This is a genomic window from Marinobacter salicampi, assembly GCF_011074795.1.
Taxonomy (GTDB): Bacteria; Pseudomonadota; Gammaproteobacteria; order Pseudomonadales; family Oleiphilaceae; genus Marinobacter; species Marinobacter salicampi.
This window is the reverse complement of sequence record NZ_JAAMPF010000004.1, coordinates 15275-30016: the sequence shown is the minus strand read 5'-3', so window position 1 is coordinate 30016 and position 14742 is coordinate 15275. Positions and strand designations below refer to the sequence as shown.

Genomic DNA, 14742 nt, shown 5'->3' with positions numbered 1-14742 from the left:
ATGTCACAGGATTTGGTGGGCAAGCTCGCAGGCATGCTCGACGTGGTTTATACCGACGTCGATAACCGGCGGCTTGCCATTCAGCTGATCGACACCATGGGCCTGCGGCCGGACACGCCACCACCGCCGGCTCACCAGAACAATTGGGACGAAGGTGATGTGCTGATCATCACCTACGCGGACTCCATTCGTCAGGAAGGTGAAAAGCCGCTGGTCACCCTGAGGCGGTTCCTGAATGATCACCTGCAGGACACCCTGACTGGCGTCCACATCCTGCCTTTCTTCCCGTTCAGTTCCGATGACGGTTTTTCCGTGATGGACTATCTGGCGGTGAACGAATCCCACGGTACCTGGGAAGACATTCAGAATATTGCCGACGACTTCAAGTTGATGGCAGATCTTGTGGTCAACCACATGTCTGCCCGCAGCCGATGGTTTGACAACTACAAGAAGCGGCTCGACCCGGGCAAGGACTACTTCTTTGAAGGTAATCCGGATGACGACCTGAGCGCAGTGGTGCGCCCGCGTACATCACCCCTGCTGACTCCGGTTCAGACGGCAGACGGCGAACGTCATGTGTGGTGTACATTCAGTGAGGACCAGGTCGACCTGAATTTCGCCAACCCCCAGGTTTTGCTCGAGTTTGTTCATATCATTCGCGAGTATCTGGCCCGAGGCATCATTATCTTCCGGCTGGACGCTGTGGCGTTTCTCTGGAAAGAAGTGGGCACCCCCTGTATCCACCTGCAGCAGACCCATGAGCTGATCAAGATCCTGCGGCTTCTGATTGAACACCACAGCCCGGACGCGGTCGTTATTACCGAGACCAATGTGCCCAACCGTGAAAACCTAACCTACCTGGGCAATGCCAACGAAGCTCATGTGATCTATAACTTTTCACTGCCACCCCTGCTGATCCAGACCCTGGTGACCGGCAATTGCCGTCATCTTAAAACCTGGTTAATGAGCATGCCTCCGGCCCAGATGGGTACCACCTACCTGAACTTCATCGCATCCCATGACGGCATCGGTCTGCGGCCCACCGACGGCCTTCTCAACGAAGCCGAGAAGCAGGAGCTGGTGCTTGCCATGGAGCGGTTCGGTGGCAAGGTGTCGTACCGGCGTACAGAGGCCGGTACCGAGCAGCCCTATGAAATGAATCTGACCCTGTTTGATGCGCTCAAGGGCACCGCAGAGCACGGCCCTGACCAATGGCAGATGGAACGCTTCATCTGCGCCCATGCGATCATGCTTGCCCTGGAAGGTATCCCGGCAATCTACATTCACAGTCTTCTGGGGACGGAAAACGACTATGCCCGGGCAGAGCACACAGGACGACTGCGCTCCATCAATCGGGGCCAGTGGGACACGGACAAGCTGGACAGGGAACTAAGCGATCCCAAAAGCCGGCACCGGGAGGTCTTCAGCCGTCTCAAGCAGCTGATTACCATTCGTCGCAAGCAGAGTGCATTTCATCCCAATGCTACCCAGTTCACCCTGCACCTGGGCCTGAAAATATTCGGCTTCTGGCGTCAGAGCGTTCGCAGAGACCAGTCGGTCTTTTGCATCCACAATATCAGTGACGAAGTCCAGCAAGTGGCGCTGACCGACATCAACCTGATCGGAACCGATGACTGGCACGACCTGATTTCCGGCGAGGTGATCACGGACTTCTCCGGAACATTGACACTGCAGCCCTACCAGAGTGTCTGGTTATCCAATTGAAGTGTCTCGAGAGCGCTTTGCCAGTCTGTCCGGGATGGGGGTGCGCCGTATTGCAACCTGATAGCTTGTACGCCATTAATGGCACATTCATGAGGCTCGGGAATAAAATTGTGTCAGAAAAATATACATAGCCATTGTCTGTGTATATTTAAGCTACTGATAAATTTATGAATATTTATTAATGGCATTATATTGGCTTTCTGGCGTGATAACTATTTCATGCTCCGAGTGAGCTAGCTGTCGCGGTAGAACCTCTTATGAACCCAGCATTGAAAGTACTCGTTAGCAGTCTGATTCTCGCAGCCGCTACTGGTGTGGCAGCGTTTCCAGTGAATCTGGAGTCCATCTCCGGCTCATTCGGCAATGCCTCTGGCGGACAGGTCAGCGGTGAAGGCACATCGTCAATCCGCTGGGGAATACCGGACCATTATAGCGCTCAGAGCGGCTATGACTTTTTCGGGACGAGTCCTATTACGATCTCTGACGATCAGGCTTTTACCCTCGGCACTTTCTCCCATATCAACGCGCCTGTGACCGGCGATTCGCTCGTCAGCGTGGATCTGAATGTGGAGCTGGGTTTTGAGGGCAGCCATACGGCAGGCGGGGTGTTCAGCTTTTCTCACATAGAGACGCCCAATACCGCTTCCAATCCGCTTCAGTTCTGTTTGTTCGGCCACTGCTGGGTCTTCGGCGATCTTCGTAATGGCCCCGTTGACGACGCTGTAACCTTTGACCAGGCGGTTGCGTCGAACGCCAGCTTCTCTTTTGAGGGTACCCTTTACAGCCTGGAACTCATCGGTTTCGCAAACGGCACGCAGGCGTTTTACACCGCTGAAAAGTCCGTGACGTCCATTGACCTCCTTGCACGTCTGTCAGCCCGCCAGGTGCCTGAGCCCGCCACTCTGGCCCTCCTGGGCCTGGGGCTGGTCGGCATGGCTATTGCCGCCCGCCGGTCGAACAAGCGGGACTGAACCAACCGGGCCGCGCAGAGGACATTGTCGGGGCTTTGGGTTAGAATTCGCGAAACGTTTTACCCAAGGATGAACCATGCTAGCAGTGATCCTTTCGGGCGGGTCCGGAACCCGCCTCTGGCCGCTTTCCAGGGAAGCTTACCCTAAGCAGTTCCTGCCCGTTGTATCTGACGAAACCCTGTTGGCAGAAACGATCACCCGTGGTCTGGCTCTGTCCGAAGACACCCGGGTCATGGCCATTACCAACGAGGACCATCGGTTTGTGGTGGCTGCACACCTTCAGGCCCAGGCGGTTGGGCGGGTGGCGGGCATCCTGCTGGAACCGGTGGGGCGCAACACCGCGCCTGCGATCGCATTGGCAGCCCTGGCCGTTTCGGAGAACAATCCCGAGGAGCTCTTGCTGGTCATGCCTTCTGACCACGTATTGCGGGACCAGAAGGCCTTCCGTGTGGCCGTTGAAAAAGGCTCAAAGGCTGCCCGCGCCGGTAAGTTGGTGACCTTTGGAATCGTGCCTGAAACGCCCCATACGGGTTATGGCTATATTCGCGCTGGGGCTCAGAGCAACGGATATGCGGAGGTCGCCGCGTTTGTCGAGAAGCCTGACGAAGCCACAGCCAGGGACTATCTGAGCACCGGGGGCTATTTCTGGAACAGCGGCATGTTCCTGTTCCGGGCCGACCGCTATCTGGAAGAGCTGGCCAAGCATCAGCCTGAGATGCTTAAAGCCTGCCAGGCTTCCTACACCGATCGGCAGAGCGATCTGGACTTTGTCCGGGTGGGTGCCGAGGCCTTCAAGGCGTGTCCCGATGACTCAATTGACTATGCCGTCATGGAAAAAACCCGCGATGCCGTGGTGGTGCCGCTGGATGCCGGCTGGAGTGACGTTGGCTCCTGGTCCGCGCTGTGGGACATCCAGCCCCAGGATAAAGACGGCAACGTCTGTCGAGGAGATGTGATCATCGAGGACGTCTCGGGTTCTTATATACATTCCGAAGGACGCCTGATTGCGGCTCTGGGAATCAGCGATCATGTGATTGTGGAAACCGATGATGTGGTTCTGGTCGCAGACCGGAGTCGGGTGCAGGATGTCAAAAAGCTGGTGGCTCAGGTCAAGGCCCAGGGCCGGTCGGAACACCGTTTCCACAAGAAAGTGCATCGCCCCTGGGGTACCTACGAGGGTATCGCCAATGGCGGACGCTTTCAGGTCAAGCATATTACGGTGAACCCGGGTGCCTCCCTGTCCTTGCAGAAACATCATCACCGGGCTGAGCATTGGGTCGTAGTAAAGGGTACGGCGATCGTTACCCGTGGCGAAGAAGAGCTGATGCTGACGGAAGATCAGTCCACCTATATTCCGTTGGGGGTGACTCACCGATTGAATAACCCGGGGGTCATTCCGCTCGAGCTGATCGAAGTTCAGACCGGCAGTTATTTGGGCGAAGATGACATTGTCCGGTATCAGGATACCTATAATCGGGTGTGACCGAGGCTTGGCAACGGGTGCCCCGTTGCCATCACATGAAACAGGCTGCCAGGATGGCGGCCAGAACTTGAAACTGGACAAGGAACGACCATGGAAGACTGGCAAGGATGCCTGAGTCCCCGCTGTCAGACTGCGCTTCAACAAGCACGTGCCAGCGTACTTGAGCGCGGCGGCAGTGCTATTACGGTAGAAGATTTTCTGCTTGCACTTGTTGAAGGGGAGCCCTCGACCACCGGTTTTCTGCGCAGGCAGGGCATCGATCTTGATGAACTGGTGCGTACAATCCAGTGTGAGCAGCCCATTGTGACCCAGGTTAACAGTGACGGCCTGCTTGCCCCCCAGTTGCAGTACTGGTTCGCCCTGAGCCGGGAATTATGCAGCGAACCCTGGCTGGACTGGCCTGTGCTTCTGCAAAGTCTCACCTGTTCTGCTGACCGGCTTTCGGGTAAAGCCTACGTGGCAGTATTGGAGCAGATCAGTCACTGGCCACCGGCCGAAGGTGAAGACTTTCCGGAGCCTCCGGCAGACGCCGACTTCCAGGCTCCTGTGGTCATGACGGAGTCCGAGTTTCTGCAATTGGCGGAAGATATTGCGGTCCTGGCATCGGCCCGCCCCAAGGCGCTTGTTTGGCTTACCGGAGCGCGCGGGTCCGGCAAGACCGCCTGGCTGACCGCCCTGGCTCCCTCCCTGAGGCAGGGGCTTCTCTGCCTGGACTTGCGCGCGGAACAGGAAACCATGGCGTCCGGGGTTGGGGCCTTGCCATGGGAAACGAGAGGCGCCATTACCGCGCCGCTGCTGATTCTGGACAATACATCACCGGCTGACCTGTTAACGCTGATGGCGGATAGCCAGGGGATCGCCCGGCATATGCTCCCGGGCCATACCGGCCCTATCCTGCTTCTGAGTCCCCACTGCGATACTGAATCTGTGACACGGCTCGAACAGGTGCTGGGCCGCCCCCTTTCCCGTCTGCATATGCCTCGTGCGGGCGCATCCCAGCTTTTGGCTATTCTGACGGCTCATCAGCCTGGTATAGAGAAACGGTGGGGCGTAGAACTCACGGACTCCGCGCTCCGTTATGCCGGTTCCGCCTCTGCGTTGTCCGGTATGACTCCGGGTCAGGCCCTGGACTGGGTCTCACGGGCAGCAGCCCGGGTCGCCCTGGTGGCTGAACGGGGCCCGCTTGCCAGTAGCTGCCTTGGCGGTGAAGCCGATACCCTACATCGGCAATTGCTGGTGGCTCTTGCCCGGCAGCGCTCGGTAACGGCCCTGCAGACGGCTCTGGAAGAGCTTGCGGTCGAGCGCTCAGCTCTGGAAGTGGACTGGCTCGAGCGACAGGCAGCCGGAGAGCTTCGCCAGGTTACGGTGGACGACCTCAAGTTCGAGCAGGAGCGTTCAGAGCGAATGCAACTGGCTCCGGACAGTGAAAGCAGGGCGCAAGCCGAGCTTACCGGTATCACCAGTATGCCAAGTTAAGCTATTGCGGTTGGCCACGGCCGCCGGCATCATGTTCCGCAACCACTCAGGTGCACGCCATCAAGCGGCAACGTGTGGACGTTTTTATATCCTGATTGAATTTATCGAGGCGAGGGCAAGCGAGTGCAGGACCTGGAAATCTACATACGTGATCTGAAGCCCGCTCAGCTATCAGCCTGGCTCGGCCAGAATCTGGACAGCCTCAACCTGGATGACAGCGATGTTAACCGTTCAGTGGTTAAGGGTCAGGCAAGCTACCGCGGCAGTCGTGTTGGTGTCATCCTTTATCCCGGCGCGTTTGGAAAGCGCTATGGCTCGCTGATACTGGAAGGTGATGAACTGCCCTGGGCAACGGATCTGGAATTTGCCCGCAATGCATGGCGCGCTTTGGGCACAGAGATTCGCTGCAGCACCGGTGACTGGCAGGAAGGCCAGCCGGTGGACGAGGAAAGATGGTGGCGCCTGGATGACCGTGGCGAAGAGCAGGTGGTCTGGAACTGATACCCTGACCCGAAACGAAAAAGACCGGCTTGCCTGAGGGCGCGCCGGTCTTTCCAGTCAAACTGACACTGCTTTGGGCCAGTTGCAAAAGCCTGTTCGGTCTCAGTCGCTTAAAATAGAGACATTGTCTGCCTGCAGGCCTTTGTCAGCTTCAACGACATTGAAGCGAACCAGTTGCCCCTGGCGTAACACACGTCGTCCCCGGCCCCGAATGGCACGGAAGTGGACAAATATTTCGTCGCCGCTCTCGCGCACGATGAAGCCAAAGCCTTTCTTTACGTTAAACCACTTTACCGTTCCCTCTTCATCGCCTTCCGGTGTGGACTCGTCATAATCGTCTTCTTCTTCATCGTCGTACTGATCATGGTGCTGGGGTTCCGGCTGGTTTCGTGGCTGGGGGCGCGGTTCCCGTGCCACAGCCTGGGGATTGGCTGCGCTCACCGTCTGGCGTGGTGACAGAGCCACGGTCAGGAAGCAGGCAGCGGCGAATACAACGAGGGTCAACAGATAGGCCGCTATGCCCTGGGCACTGCCGAGGATAAAGGTGGGCCGACCTGCCAGTTCACTTGAGCCGGTCTGGGACAGGATCTGAAAAACCTCGGGGGTCAGGATGGCCAGTAAAAACCCGAGTATAAAAGGGGCGGGGATAGCGATTAAAACCGCCAGAAGAATCACTCTACCTGGATTACGCATTGACGAAAGTCTCTCCATTATTCAACAAACAATAAAAACCGGAAATCGGGTAACATTGGGGTACAGACACTGATTACCCCGCTAACCGGTCGATGAACACCGCCTGAACGAGCTGTTTTCAAGTTTGCTGGCGGCCTAAAAGCGGAATGATACCAGATAACCACATTTTCTGACCAAGGAACCCACCAATTGGAATGAATTGGTGCTTTGCGGTCATTGACGGAAGGTCCAGATGAGCCTGCATGATTTAGAAGCCCGGATGGATGAACTCGAGACCCGGCTCGCATTTCAGGATGACCTGATCACCACACTGAGCGACCAGATTGCCCAGCAGGAGATGGACCTGCGCAAGCTCTGGGAAGCCAAGCAACTGCTCAGGAAGCAACTGAGTGAAGTCTCGCCGTCCAATATCCGCGGCGAAGATGAGGAAGCCCCGCCGCCCCATTACTAGTGTCTCGCAGTAGGTTAACGAATTAGCCAGACGGGATACTAGCCCGCGTCAGACCAGGAGTTCCCGCAGCATGCGCTCGTAGATCTGCGAAAGCGTATCTAGATCCTCAGCTTTCACACACTCATCAATTTTATGAATGGTGGCATTCAGAGGACCCAATTCGAGCACCTGGGCTCCGGTCGGGGCGATAAAGCGCCCATCCGAAGTGCCGCCGGCGGTGGAAAGCACGGTTTCCCGGCCTGTCACTGCGCGGATAGCGGTTTGTGCCGCTTCAACCAGGGCACCCTCTGCGGTGAGGAAGGGCTCGCCGCTCAGGTGCCACTGTAAGTCGTAACGCAGTCCGTGGTTTTCGAGAATCGCCTGCACCCGGGTTTTCAGTGAGTCAGCAGTGTTTTCCGTGCAGTAGCGGAAATTGAAATGCACCAGCAGCTCGCCGGGAATGACGTTACTGCCGGTGCCGGCCTCCATGCGGGTGATCTGGAAGGTCGTGGCCGGAAAGAACTCATTGCCCTGGTCCCACTGGGTCCCGGCCAGCTCGGTCAATGCCGGCGAAGCCCGATGGACGGGGTTCTCGGCCAGGTGGGGGTAGGCCACATGACCCTGGATGCCGTGCACGGTAAGGTAGCCGTGAAGCGAGCCTCTGCGGCCATTCTTGATAACGTCTCCGACCTGATGAGTACTGGAGGGCTCGCCGATCAGGCACCAGTCCATCTTTTCCCCACGGGCCTCCAGGGCCTCAACCACCTTGACAGTACCGTGCTGTGCCGGGCCTTCTTCGTCGCTGGTAATTAGCAGAGCGATCGAGCCCTGATGGTCAGGGTGCGCTGCAATAAAGCGCTCACAGGCGGTGACAAACGCCGCCAGGCTGCCCTTCATGTCGGCGGCGCCGCGACCGTAGAGAAAGCCCTCGTGTATGCCCGGCTCGAAGGGTGGATGAGCCCAGTTCTTCTCGGGGCCGGTAGGCACCACATCGGTATGGCCTGCGAAGGCCAATACAGGCCCGTCAGAGCCTTTGCGTGCCCACAGGTTGTCCACCTCACCAAAGCGCATGGATTCGCCCGCGAAACCGAGCGGCTTCAGCCGTGCCATCATCAGAGCCTGACAGCCGGCATCGTCCGGTGTTACGGAAGCCCGCCGGATAAGGTCCATGGCAAGCTCAACGGTGGGGGAGTGGGACATACTGCTTCCTTGCCTTAGTTGTTGGCGTGCAACTCTTCGTTGAGTTCGATGGCGGATTTGTTGGTCTTGCACTCGACTGCACCGTTCTGGCTGTTGCGGCGGAATAACAGGTCGGGTTTGTTGGCAAGATCCCGTGCCTTTACCACCTCAACCAGCTGATTACCGTCATCAAGCAGGGCAACCTTGGTGCCGGCGGTGATGTAGAGGCCTGCCTCCACGGTGCAACGGTCGCCCAGCGGAATGCCGATGCCCGAGTTGGCCCCGATCAGGCAGTTCTGACCCACCGCTATGATGATATTGCCGCCGCCGGACAAGGTGCCCATGGTGGAGCAGCCGCCGCCCAGGTCGGAACCCTGGCCTACCAATACTCCTGCAGAAATGCGGCCTTCAATCATGCTGGTGCCTTCGGTTCCGGCGTTGAAGTTGATAAAGCCCTCGTGCATGACGGTGGTGCCTTCGCCCACGTAAGCGCCGAGGCGCACCCGGGCTGTGTCGGCGATACGGACGCCCCTGGGGACGACGTAATCGGTCATCTGGGGAAACTTGTCGACAGACTTCACTTCCAGTAGCCGGCCCTCGAGGCGAGCTTGCAGCTGCCGATCTGGCAGTTCCGCCAGGTCGATGGCGCCTTCGTTGGTCCAGGCCAGGTTCGGTAGCAGGCCAAAGATGCCGTCCAGCTTCACACCGTGGGGCTTCACGTAGCGGTGGGAAATCAGGTGAAGTTTGAGGTACACCTCGGGCGTGGAGCTGGCAGTGGCGTCAGTCTCCAGCATTGTCACAACCACAGGGCGGGCACTGCCTGCAGCTTTGCGAGCCAGTCCAGCCTGGTCCGTCAGACCCGCCTGATCGAGAGCCTCACCCAGATCTCTCAACTGGCTTGCGGTCACATCAATGGCCTGATTGCCGCCGCTGTAATCCAGCTTGGGGCGCACGACGTCCAGCAGTTTGGCTTCGGGGATATAGACCGGCTGCTGGTAAAACACTTCCAGCCATTCGCCCTTATTGTTCTGGGTCCCGATGCCGATTCCGAATGCAAAACTCATGACGATGTGTACTCCTTGAATGATTGAAATTTGCGGGCCCATTCATCGCTACTGAATCCGACACTGATCTGCCCGTGGTGGTCGACAATCGGGCGTTTAATAATGGATGGATTGTTCAGCATGATGTCATGGGCGCTTGGGGCGCTAATGGTATCACGAACCTGCTCTGGCAGCTTGCGCCAGGTCGTTCCACGCCGGTTGACCAGCGTCTCCCAGCCCACAGCCTGTTCCCAGGAGGCGAGCAGGCCAGAATCGAGGCCATCGGATCGGAAGTCATGGAACTCATGGGGGATGCCGGCGTCAGTGAGCCACTTGCGAGCTTTTCTGACGGTGTCGCAGTTTTTAATACCGTACAGTTTCATGACTGAGTCTCTTTCAGCTCTATAGCGATCGTATGAAGGAAGCAATCCGACGGGCGCCCTCGATGCACTCATCCAGCGGGGCTACGAGGGCCATGCGTATCCGGTTTTCGCCCGGGTTATAGCCGTCTACAGTGCGTGACAGGTAGCGACCCGGGAGCACATGGACGTTCTGCTGCCGTGACAATTCCCTGGCAAAGGTTTCGTCATCTACCGGAGTCTGGGGCCACAGGTAGAAGCCGGCGTCGGGGAAGGTAACATCCATGGCTTCACGCAATATGGGAACCACCGTTTCGAACTTGGCGCGATACGCTGCCCGGTTTTCCCGTACATGGTCTTCGTCCTGCCAGGCGGCAATGCTGGCAAGCTGATGCTGAATTGGCATGGCCGAACCATGATAGGTGCGATAACGCAGGTAGGCCTTGAGGATACGGGCATCGCCAGCGGCGAAACCGGAGCGCAAGCCCGGCAGGTTGCTGCGTTTGGACAGACTATGAAAGACGATGCAGCGGGCATAGTCGTCCCGACCCAGGGCTGAGCAGGTCTGCAGAAGGCCTTCCGGCGGGTTTTGCTCATCCGGATATAGTTCGGAGTAGCACTCATCAGAGGCAATGATAAAGTCGTACCTGTCGGCGAGGCCTATTAGCGTGGCCAGGGTCTCCCGGGGAATGACGGCCCCGCTGGGGTTGCCGGGGGAGCATAGGAACAGTATCTGGCAATCGCGCCACACGGTTGCCGGAACGGCTGCGAAATCGGGAATGAACCCGTTGCTGGCGTCACAGGCCAGGTAGTGTGGTGTGGCGCCGGCCAGGATCGCGGCGCCCTCGTAGATTTGATAGAACGGGTTGGGGCTGACCACGAGCGCAGGCCTGGTGCTGTCCACCACGGCCTGGACCAGTGAAAATATGGCTTCCCGAGTGCCGTTCACTGGCACCACATGATTCTCCGCACTCAGTGTGCCGGCATTGAGCTGAAACCGGGTTGTGGCCCATTGGGCAATGGCCTGGCGAAGCTCATCAATGCCGCGGGTGGTGGGGTAGTTGGCGAGTCGGTCCAGGTTGTTTGCGATGACCTCTTTCACAAACCCGGGTGATTCGTGCTTGGGTTCTCCTATGGACAGGGCAATGGAGCTCAGGCCCGCAGGTGCTTCTACGCCGGCTTTCAGCGCGGTCAGCTTCTCGAACGGATAAGGGTGAAGACGGGTCAGATTTGGATTCATTGGGTATCATCCAGCATTTGGCAAAGATCGTCCTGCAGTGACTGACATACGTCGGGGTCGCTCAAGGGTCCGCCATCTTCATCGGTTATAAAGAACACGTCCTCCACCCGCTCGCCCAGGGTCGCAATCTTGGCAGTATTGAGGCGAACCCGATGTTCCAGCAGCACCTGGCCAACCCGTGCCAACAGACCGGGCCGGTCAGGGGTAACAACTTCCATGACAGTACGCTGGTTGACGGTGTCGTTGGAAAAGGTGACCTCAGTGGGAAAGGCGAAGTGCTTTAGTTGTCGCGGCGTCCTGCGGTGAATGATGTCCGGGTAGTCTTCCGGGTCATCCAGTTCTTCTATCAGCAGGGTACGGACACGTTCCTTGCGCGCGGGGTCAGAGCTCAGGGGGCGCCCTTTTTCGTCCAGCACCACATAGGCACTGATGGAGTAGGGGCCTTCACTGGTGCTGATGCGGGCGTCCACGATGTTCAGGTTGAGCTGCTCAAGCACGGCGGTCGTTGCAGCGAATAACGCAACCCGGTCCTTCATGTAAATGATGATCTGCGAGTAACCATCACTGGGACCGCCCCGGGTGTCCCGCATCAATACCAGTGGGTCAGGGTTATCGCCATGGCGTATAATGGCAGCGGTCTGCCAGGCAATATCCACCGTCGAGTCCTGCAGGAAGTAGTCTTCGTCGAGGGTTTCCCAGACCTGGTCGATCTGCTCGTCCGTCATGTTCTGGGCGTGCAGGATTTCCCGGGCTTCCGACTGCGTGGCCCGTACCCAGTCCATGCGGTCAACGGGGTTATCCGCGCCCCGGCGCAGGGCACGCTTGGCTTCAATATAAAGCTGACGCAGAAGCGAGGCGCGCCAGGTATTCCAGAGCTTGGGGTTGGTGGCACTGATATCACAGACGGTCATGACGTACAGATAATCCAGGTGGACCTGGCTTGGCACGGCCCGGGCAAATCCATGGATGATGTCAGGGTCGGAAATATCCTTGCGCTGGGCGGTCATGGACATCAACAGGTGATTCTCCACCAGCCACGACACCAGCTTGGTGTCGCGTTCACTGAGATGGTGGGTACGGCAGAAGGCTTCGGCATCAATGGCACCCAGTTCCGAGTGGTCGCCGCCCCGGCCCTTGGCAACATCGTGGAAAATACCGGCAATGTAGAGCACCTCCAGCTTGGGCAGGCGATGCACCAGCCTCGATGCCAGGGGGTACTCGGTGCGGGCTTCCGGTCCGTTCATCCGTACCATGTTGCGGATGACCCGCAGGGTGTGGGCATCCACGGTATAGATGTGGAAAAGATCGTGCTGCATCTGGCCAATGATCTGGCCGAATTCCGGAAGATAGCGGCCCAGCACGTTATATTTCTTCATGTGGGAGAGGGTCTGGTCCAGTTCGTGGGGTGTTCTCAGCAATTCCATGAACAGGGAAGTCACCGCCAGGTCGTTGCGAAAGGCGTCATCGATCAGATGCCGGTGGGCACGCAGGGAGCGGATGGTGGTGGCTCGGATACCCTTGATCTCGGGCCGCTGTGCCATCAGCACGAATATTTCCATGATGGCGTAGGGCGCGTAGGCGAAAACCTGGTTGTTCACGGCCTCAATGTAGTGGTTGCGCATCTGGAAGCGTTTGTTCAGGGGCCGGATTTCTTCTTTGCCCTCGGTATCCAGTATCGCTTCGTCGTAATACTGCAGGATGACGTCAGTCAGCTCCGCCAGGGCCAGTACGGTGCGATAGTAGGCCTGCATCATGAGTTCGACCCCAAGACGCTTGCCTTCGTCCCGGTAACCCAGCATTCGGGCCAGGGCCCGCTGGTGGTCGAACAGCAGACGGTTTTCGTTGCGGTTTGCGATCAGTTGCAGACCATAGCGCAGCCGCCAGAGAAAGGTCTCTCCCTGCAGCAGAATCTGGTATTCCTCTTCGGTGAGGATGCTGAACCGTGTCAGGTCTGCCGTGCTCTGCAGACCAAAATGCCGTTTGGTGATCCAGCCTATATTCTGTATATCCCGCAGGGCACCGGGTGAGCCCTTCACGTTGGGTTCGAGGTTGTACTCGGTATCGCCGTATTTCTGGTGCCTGCGTTTCTGCTCTTCCCGCTTGGCAATGAAATAATCCCGGTCTGAGCTGACGTCATCAGAGTAAATCCTATGGCTGAGGGTCTGCCGCAGATTGTCCGGTCCCGCGATTGTGCGGGTTTCCAGAAGGTTGGTCAGAATGGTGACGTCGTTGCGCGCAGCATCGGTGCTTTCCTGAATACTGCGAACGCTGTGGCCGATATCCAGGCGCAGATCCCATAACAGGGTGACGAAAGCGCTCAGGTCTTCCTGCCAGTTGTCCTGCACTCCGTCCCGGGTCAGGATCAACAGGTCGATGTCTGAGTGTGGGTGCAACTCACCGCGGCCATAACCACCGACAGCCACGAGAGCAACATCCGGCGATTGTGCAAACGGATAGCGATTCCAGATCAGTCGTAATACCTGATCCACTGTGACGGCCCGGGATCGGACCAGCTCGCGGACATCGGCGCCGTTCTGGAAGGCCTCGGCGTCGGCGTTGTAGGCAGCTTGCAGCCACTCCCTCGCCGGTCCGATGGGCGAAGGCTCGTTACTGATACGGGACTCCAGCGTGGCCTGGGTCACCTAGAATTGCTCCTCCGCGCGTCTGGTTAAAACTTCGTGGCCATCGGCTGTCACCAGGATGGTGTGCTCCCACTGGGCACTGAGTTTGTGATCCTTGGTGACCACCGTCCACTCGTCAGGCAGCAGTTTGCAGTCCTTTTTACCCTGGTTGATCATAGGTTCGATGGTAAAAGTCATGCCTTCCTTGAGCTCAAGGCCGGTCCCGGGCTTACCGTAGTGCATCACCTGGGGTTCCTCGTGAAAAACCCGGCCGATGCCATGTCCGCAATACTCACGCACAACCGAGTAGCGGTTCTTCTCTGCGTGCTGCTGGATCACATGGCCGATATCGCCCAGACGGGCGCCGGGCCTGACCAGTTCGATACCTTTATAGAGGCATTCCTGGGTAATCCGGACCAGGCGTTCCGCGGCCACCTTGGGTTCGCCCACGAAGAACATCTTGCTGGTGTCGCCGTGGAACTCGTCCTTGATGACGGTGATATCAATGTTCACGATGTCGCCGTTCTTCAGCACCTTTTTTTCGCTGGGGATGCCATGGCAGATCACGTGGTTCACGGATGTGCAGATGGATTTGGGAAACCCCTTGTAATTGAGCGGCGCCGGAATGGCCTTCTGGACATTCACAATGTGGTCGTGGCAGATCCTGTCCAGTTCTTCAGTGGTTACGCCAGGCTTGACATGCTCACCGATCATTTCGAGGACTTCGGCTGCCAGGCGGCCGGCCACCCGCATTTTCTCGATCTCTTCCGACGTCTTGATGGATACCTGCATTGGGATTCCCGCTAATGTGTCAAACCGCCATTTTAGGGAGCCTGCGTCATGGGTACAAGATGAGTGGGCCTATCGCCGGTATAGCGTCGGCTTTTGAGCCTTTTATGGAGCCCGCTGGAAGCGTTAAAGTGGGGTTGGTGAAAGCCGAAATCGGTAGCGTCAGCGCGCCGGTTTATGGTATAAACGCGCCCGCTGAACGGTTAACCAGGGGTCCGCAGGCTGATCCCCC

13 protein-coding genes are annotated in these 14742 nt (G+C 57.9%); 6 read left to right on the top strand and 7 right to left on the bottom strand.

Translation table 11 applies throughout. The features are described 5' to 3' along the window. The 5 genes from G7W63_RS01675 to G7W63_RS01655 all read left to right on the top strand — a co-directional run bounded on the left by G7W63_RS01675 (window position 1) and on the right by G7W63_RS01655 (window position 6156). A complete protein-coding gene (locus tag G7W63_RS01675) occupies window positions 1-1725 on the top strand; it encodes a sugar phosphorylase (RefSeq protein ID WP_166252201.1) in 1725 nt (574 codons plus the stop codon). Window positions 1726-1982: 257 nt separating this feature from the next. Then, window positions 1983-2696, top strand: coding sequence for a THxN family PEP-CTERM protein (locus G7W63_RS01670; RefSeq protein ID WP_423202267.1), 714 nt, complete (start codon window positions 1983-1985; stop codon window positions 2694-2696). Window positions 2697-2772: 76 nt separating this feature from the next. Further along, entirely contained in the window at window positions 2773-4179 is a 1407-nt protein-coding gene (locus G7W63_RS01665; protein ID WP_166252195.1) for a mannose-1-phosphate guanylyltransferase/mannose-6-phosphate isomerase, read from the top strand. Between the two features lie 90 nt (window positions 4180-4269). Next, window positions 4270-5655, top strand: coding sequence for an ATP-dependent Clp protease ATP-binding subunit (locus tag G7W63_RS01660; protein ID WP_166252192.1), 1386 nt, complete (start codon window positions 4270-4272; stop codon window positions 5653-5655). A 123-nt stretch (window positions 5656-5778) separates the two neighbouring features. Then, window positions 5779-6156, top strand: coding sequence for a hypothetical protein (locus tag G7W63_RS01655; RefSeq protein ID WP_166252189.1), 378 nt, complete (start codon window positions 5779-5781; stop codon window positions 6154-6156). Between the two features lie 102 nt (window positions 6157-6258). On the opposite strand, the gene G7W63_RS20100 is transcribed toward G7W63_RS01655, so the two are convergent. Further along, entirely contained in the window at window positions 6259-6849 is a 591-nt protein-coding gene (locus tag G7W63_RS20100; RefSeq protein WP_166252186.1) for a cold-shock protein, read from the bottom strand. 232 nt (window positions 6850-7081) lie between these two features. Here G7W63_RS20100 and G7W63_RS01645 point away from each other — a divergent pair, with 232 nt between their 5' ends. Then, entirely contained in the window at window positions 7082-7300 is a 219-nt protein-coding gene (locus tag G7W63_RS01645) for a SlyX family protein (RefSeq protein ID WP_166252183.1), read from the top strand. A gap of 48 nt (window positions 7301-7348) precedes the next feature. On the opposite strand, the gene dapE is transcribed toward G7W63_RS01645, so the two are convergent. Genes dapE through map form a run of 6 tightly spaced genes read right to left on the bottom strand, consistent with a single transcriptional unit; the run spans window position 7349 to window position 14513 of the window. Next, complete coding sequence (gene dapE, locus G7W63_RS01640) at window positions 7349-8479, bottom strand: succinyl-diaminopimelate desuccinylase (protein WP_166252180.1); 1131 nt, start codon at window positions 8477-8479, stop codon at window positions 7349-7351. Between the two features lie 14 nt (window positions 8480-8493). After that, the gene (gene dapD, locus G7W63_RS01635; RefSeq protein WP_166252177.1) at window positions 8494-9522 is read right to left on the bottom strand and encodes a 2,3,4,5-tetrahydropyridine-2,6-dicarboxylate N-succinyltransferase; all 1029 of its coding nucleotides are present in this window, start codon (window positions 9520-9522) and stop codon (window positions 8494-8496) included. After that, window positions 9519-9884, bottom strand: coding sequence for an ArsC family reductase (locus tag G7W63_RS01630; RefSeq protein WP_166252174.1), 366 nt, complete (start codon window positions 9882-9884; stop codon window positions 9519-9521). Before G7W63_RS01630 ends, dapD begins: the two co-directional genes overlap by 4 nt. Window positions 9885-9903: 19 nt before the next feature. Then, a complete protein-coding gene (gene dapC, locus G7W63_RS01625) occupies window positions 9904-11100 on the bottom strand; it encodes a succinyldiaminopimelate transaminase (protein ID WP_166252171.1) in 1197 nt (398 codons plus the stop codon). Next, complete coding sequence (locus G7W63_RS01620) at window positions 11097-13742, bottom strand: [protein-PII] uridylyltransferase (protein WP_166252168.1); 2646 nt, start codon at window positions 13740-13742, stop codon at window positions 11097-11099. The genes dapC and G7W63_RS01620 overlap by 4 nt, the downstream gene beginning before the upstream one ends. Then, on the bottom strand, window positions 13743-14513 hold the full coding sequence (map, locus tag G7W63_RS01615) for a type I methionyl aminopeptidase (RefSeq protein ID WP_166252165.1): 771 nt from the start codon (window positions 14511-14513) through the stop codon (window positions 13743-13745). Window positions 14514-14742: the final 229 nt, after the last annotated feature.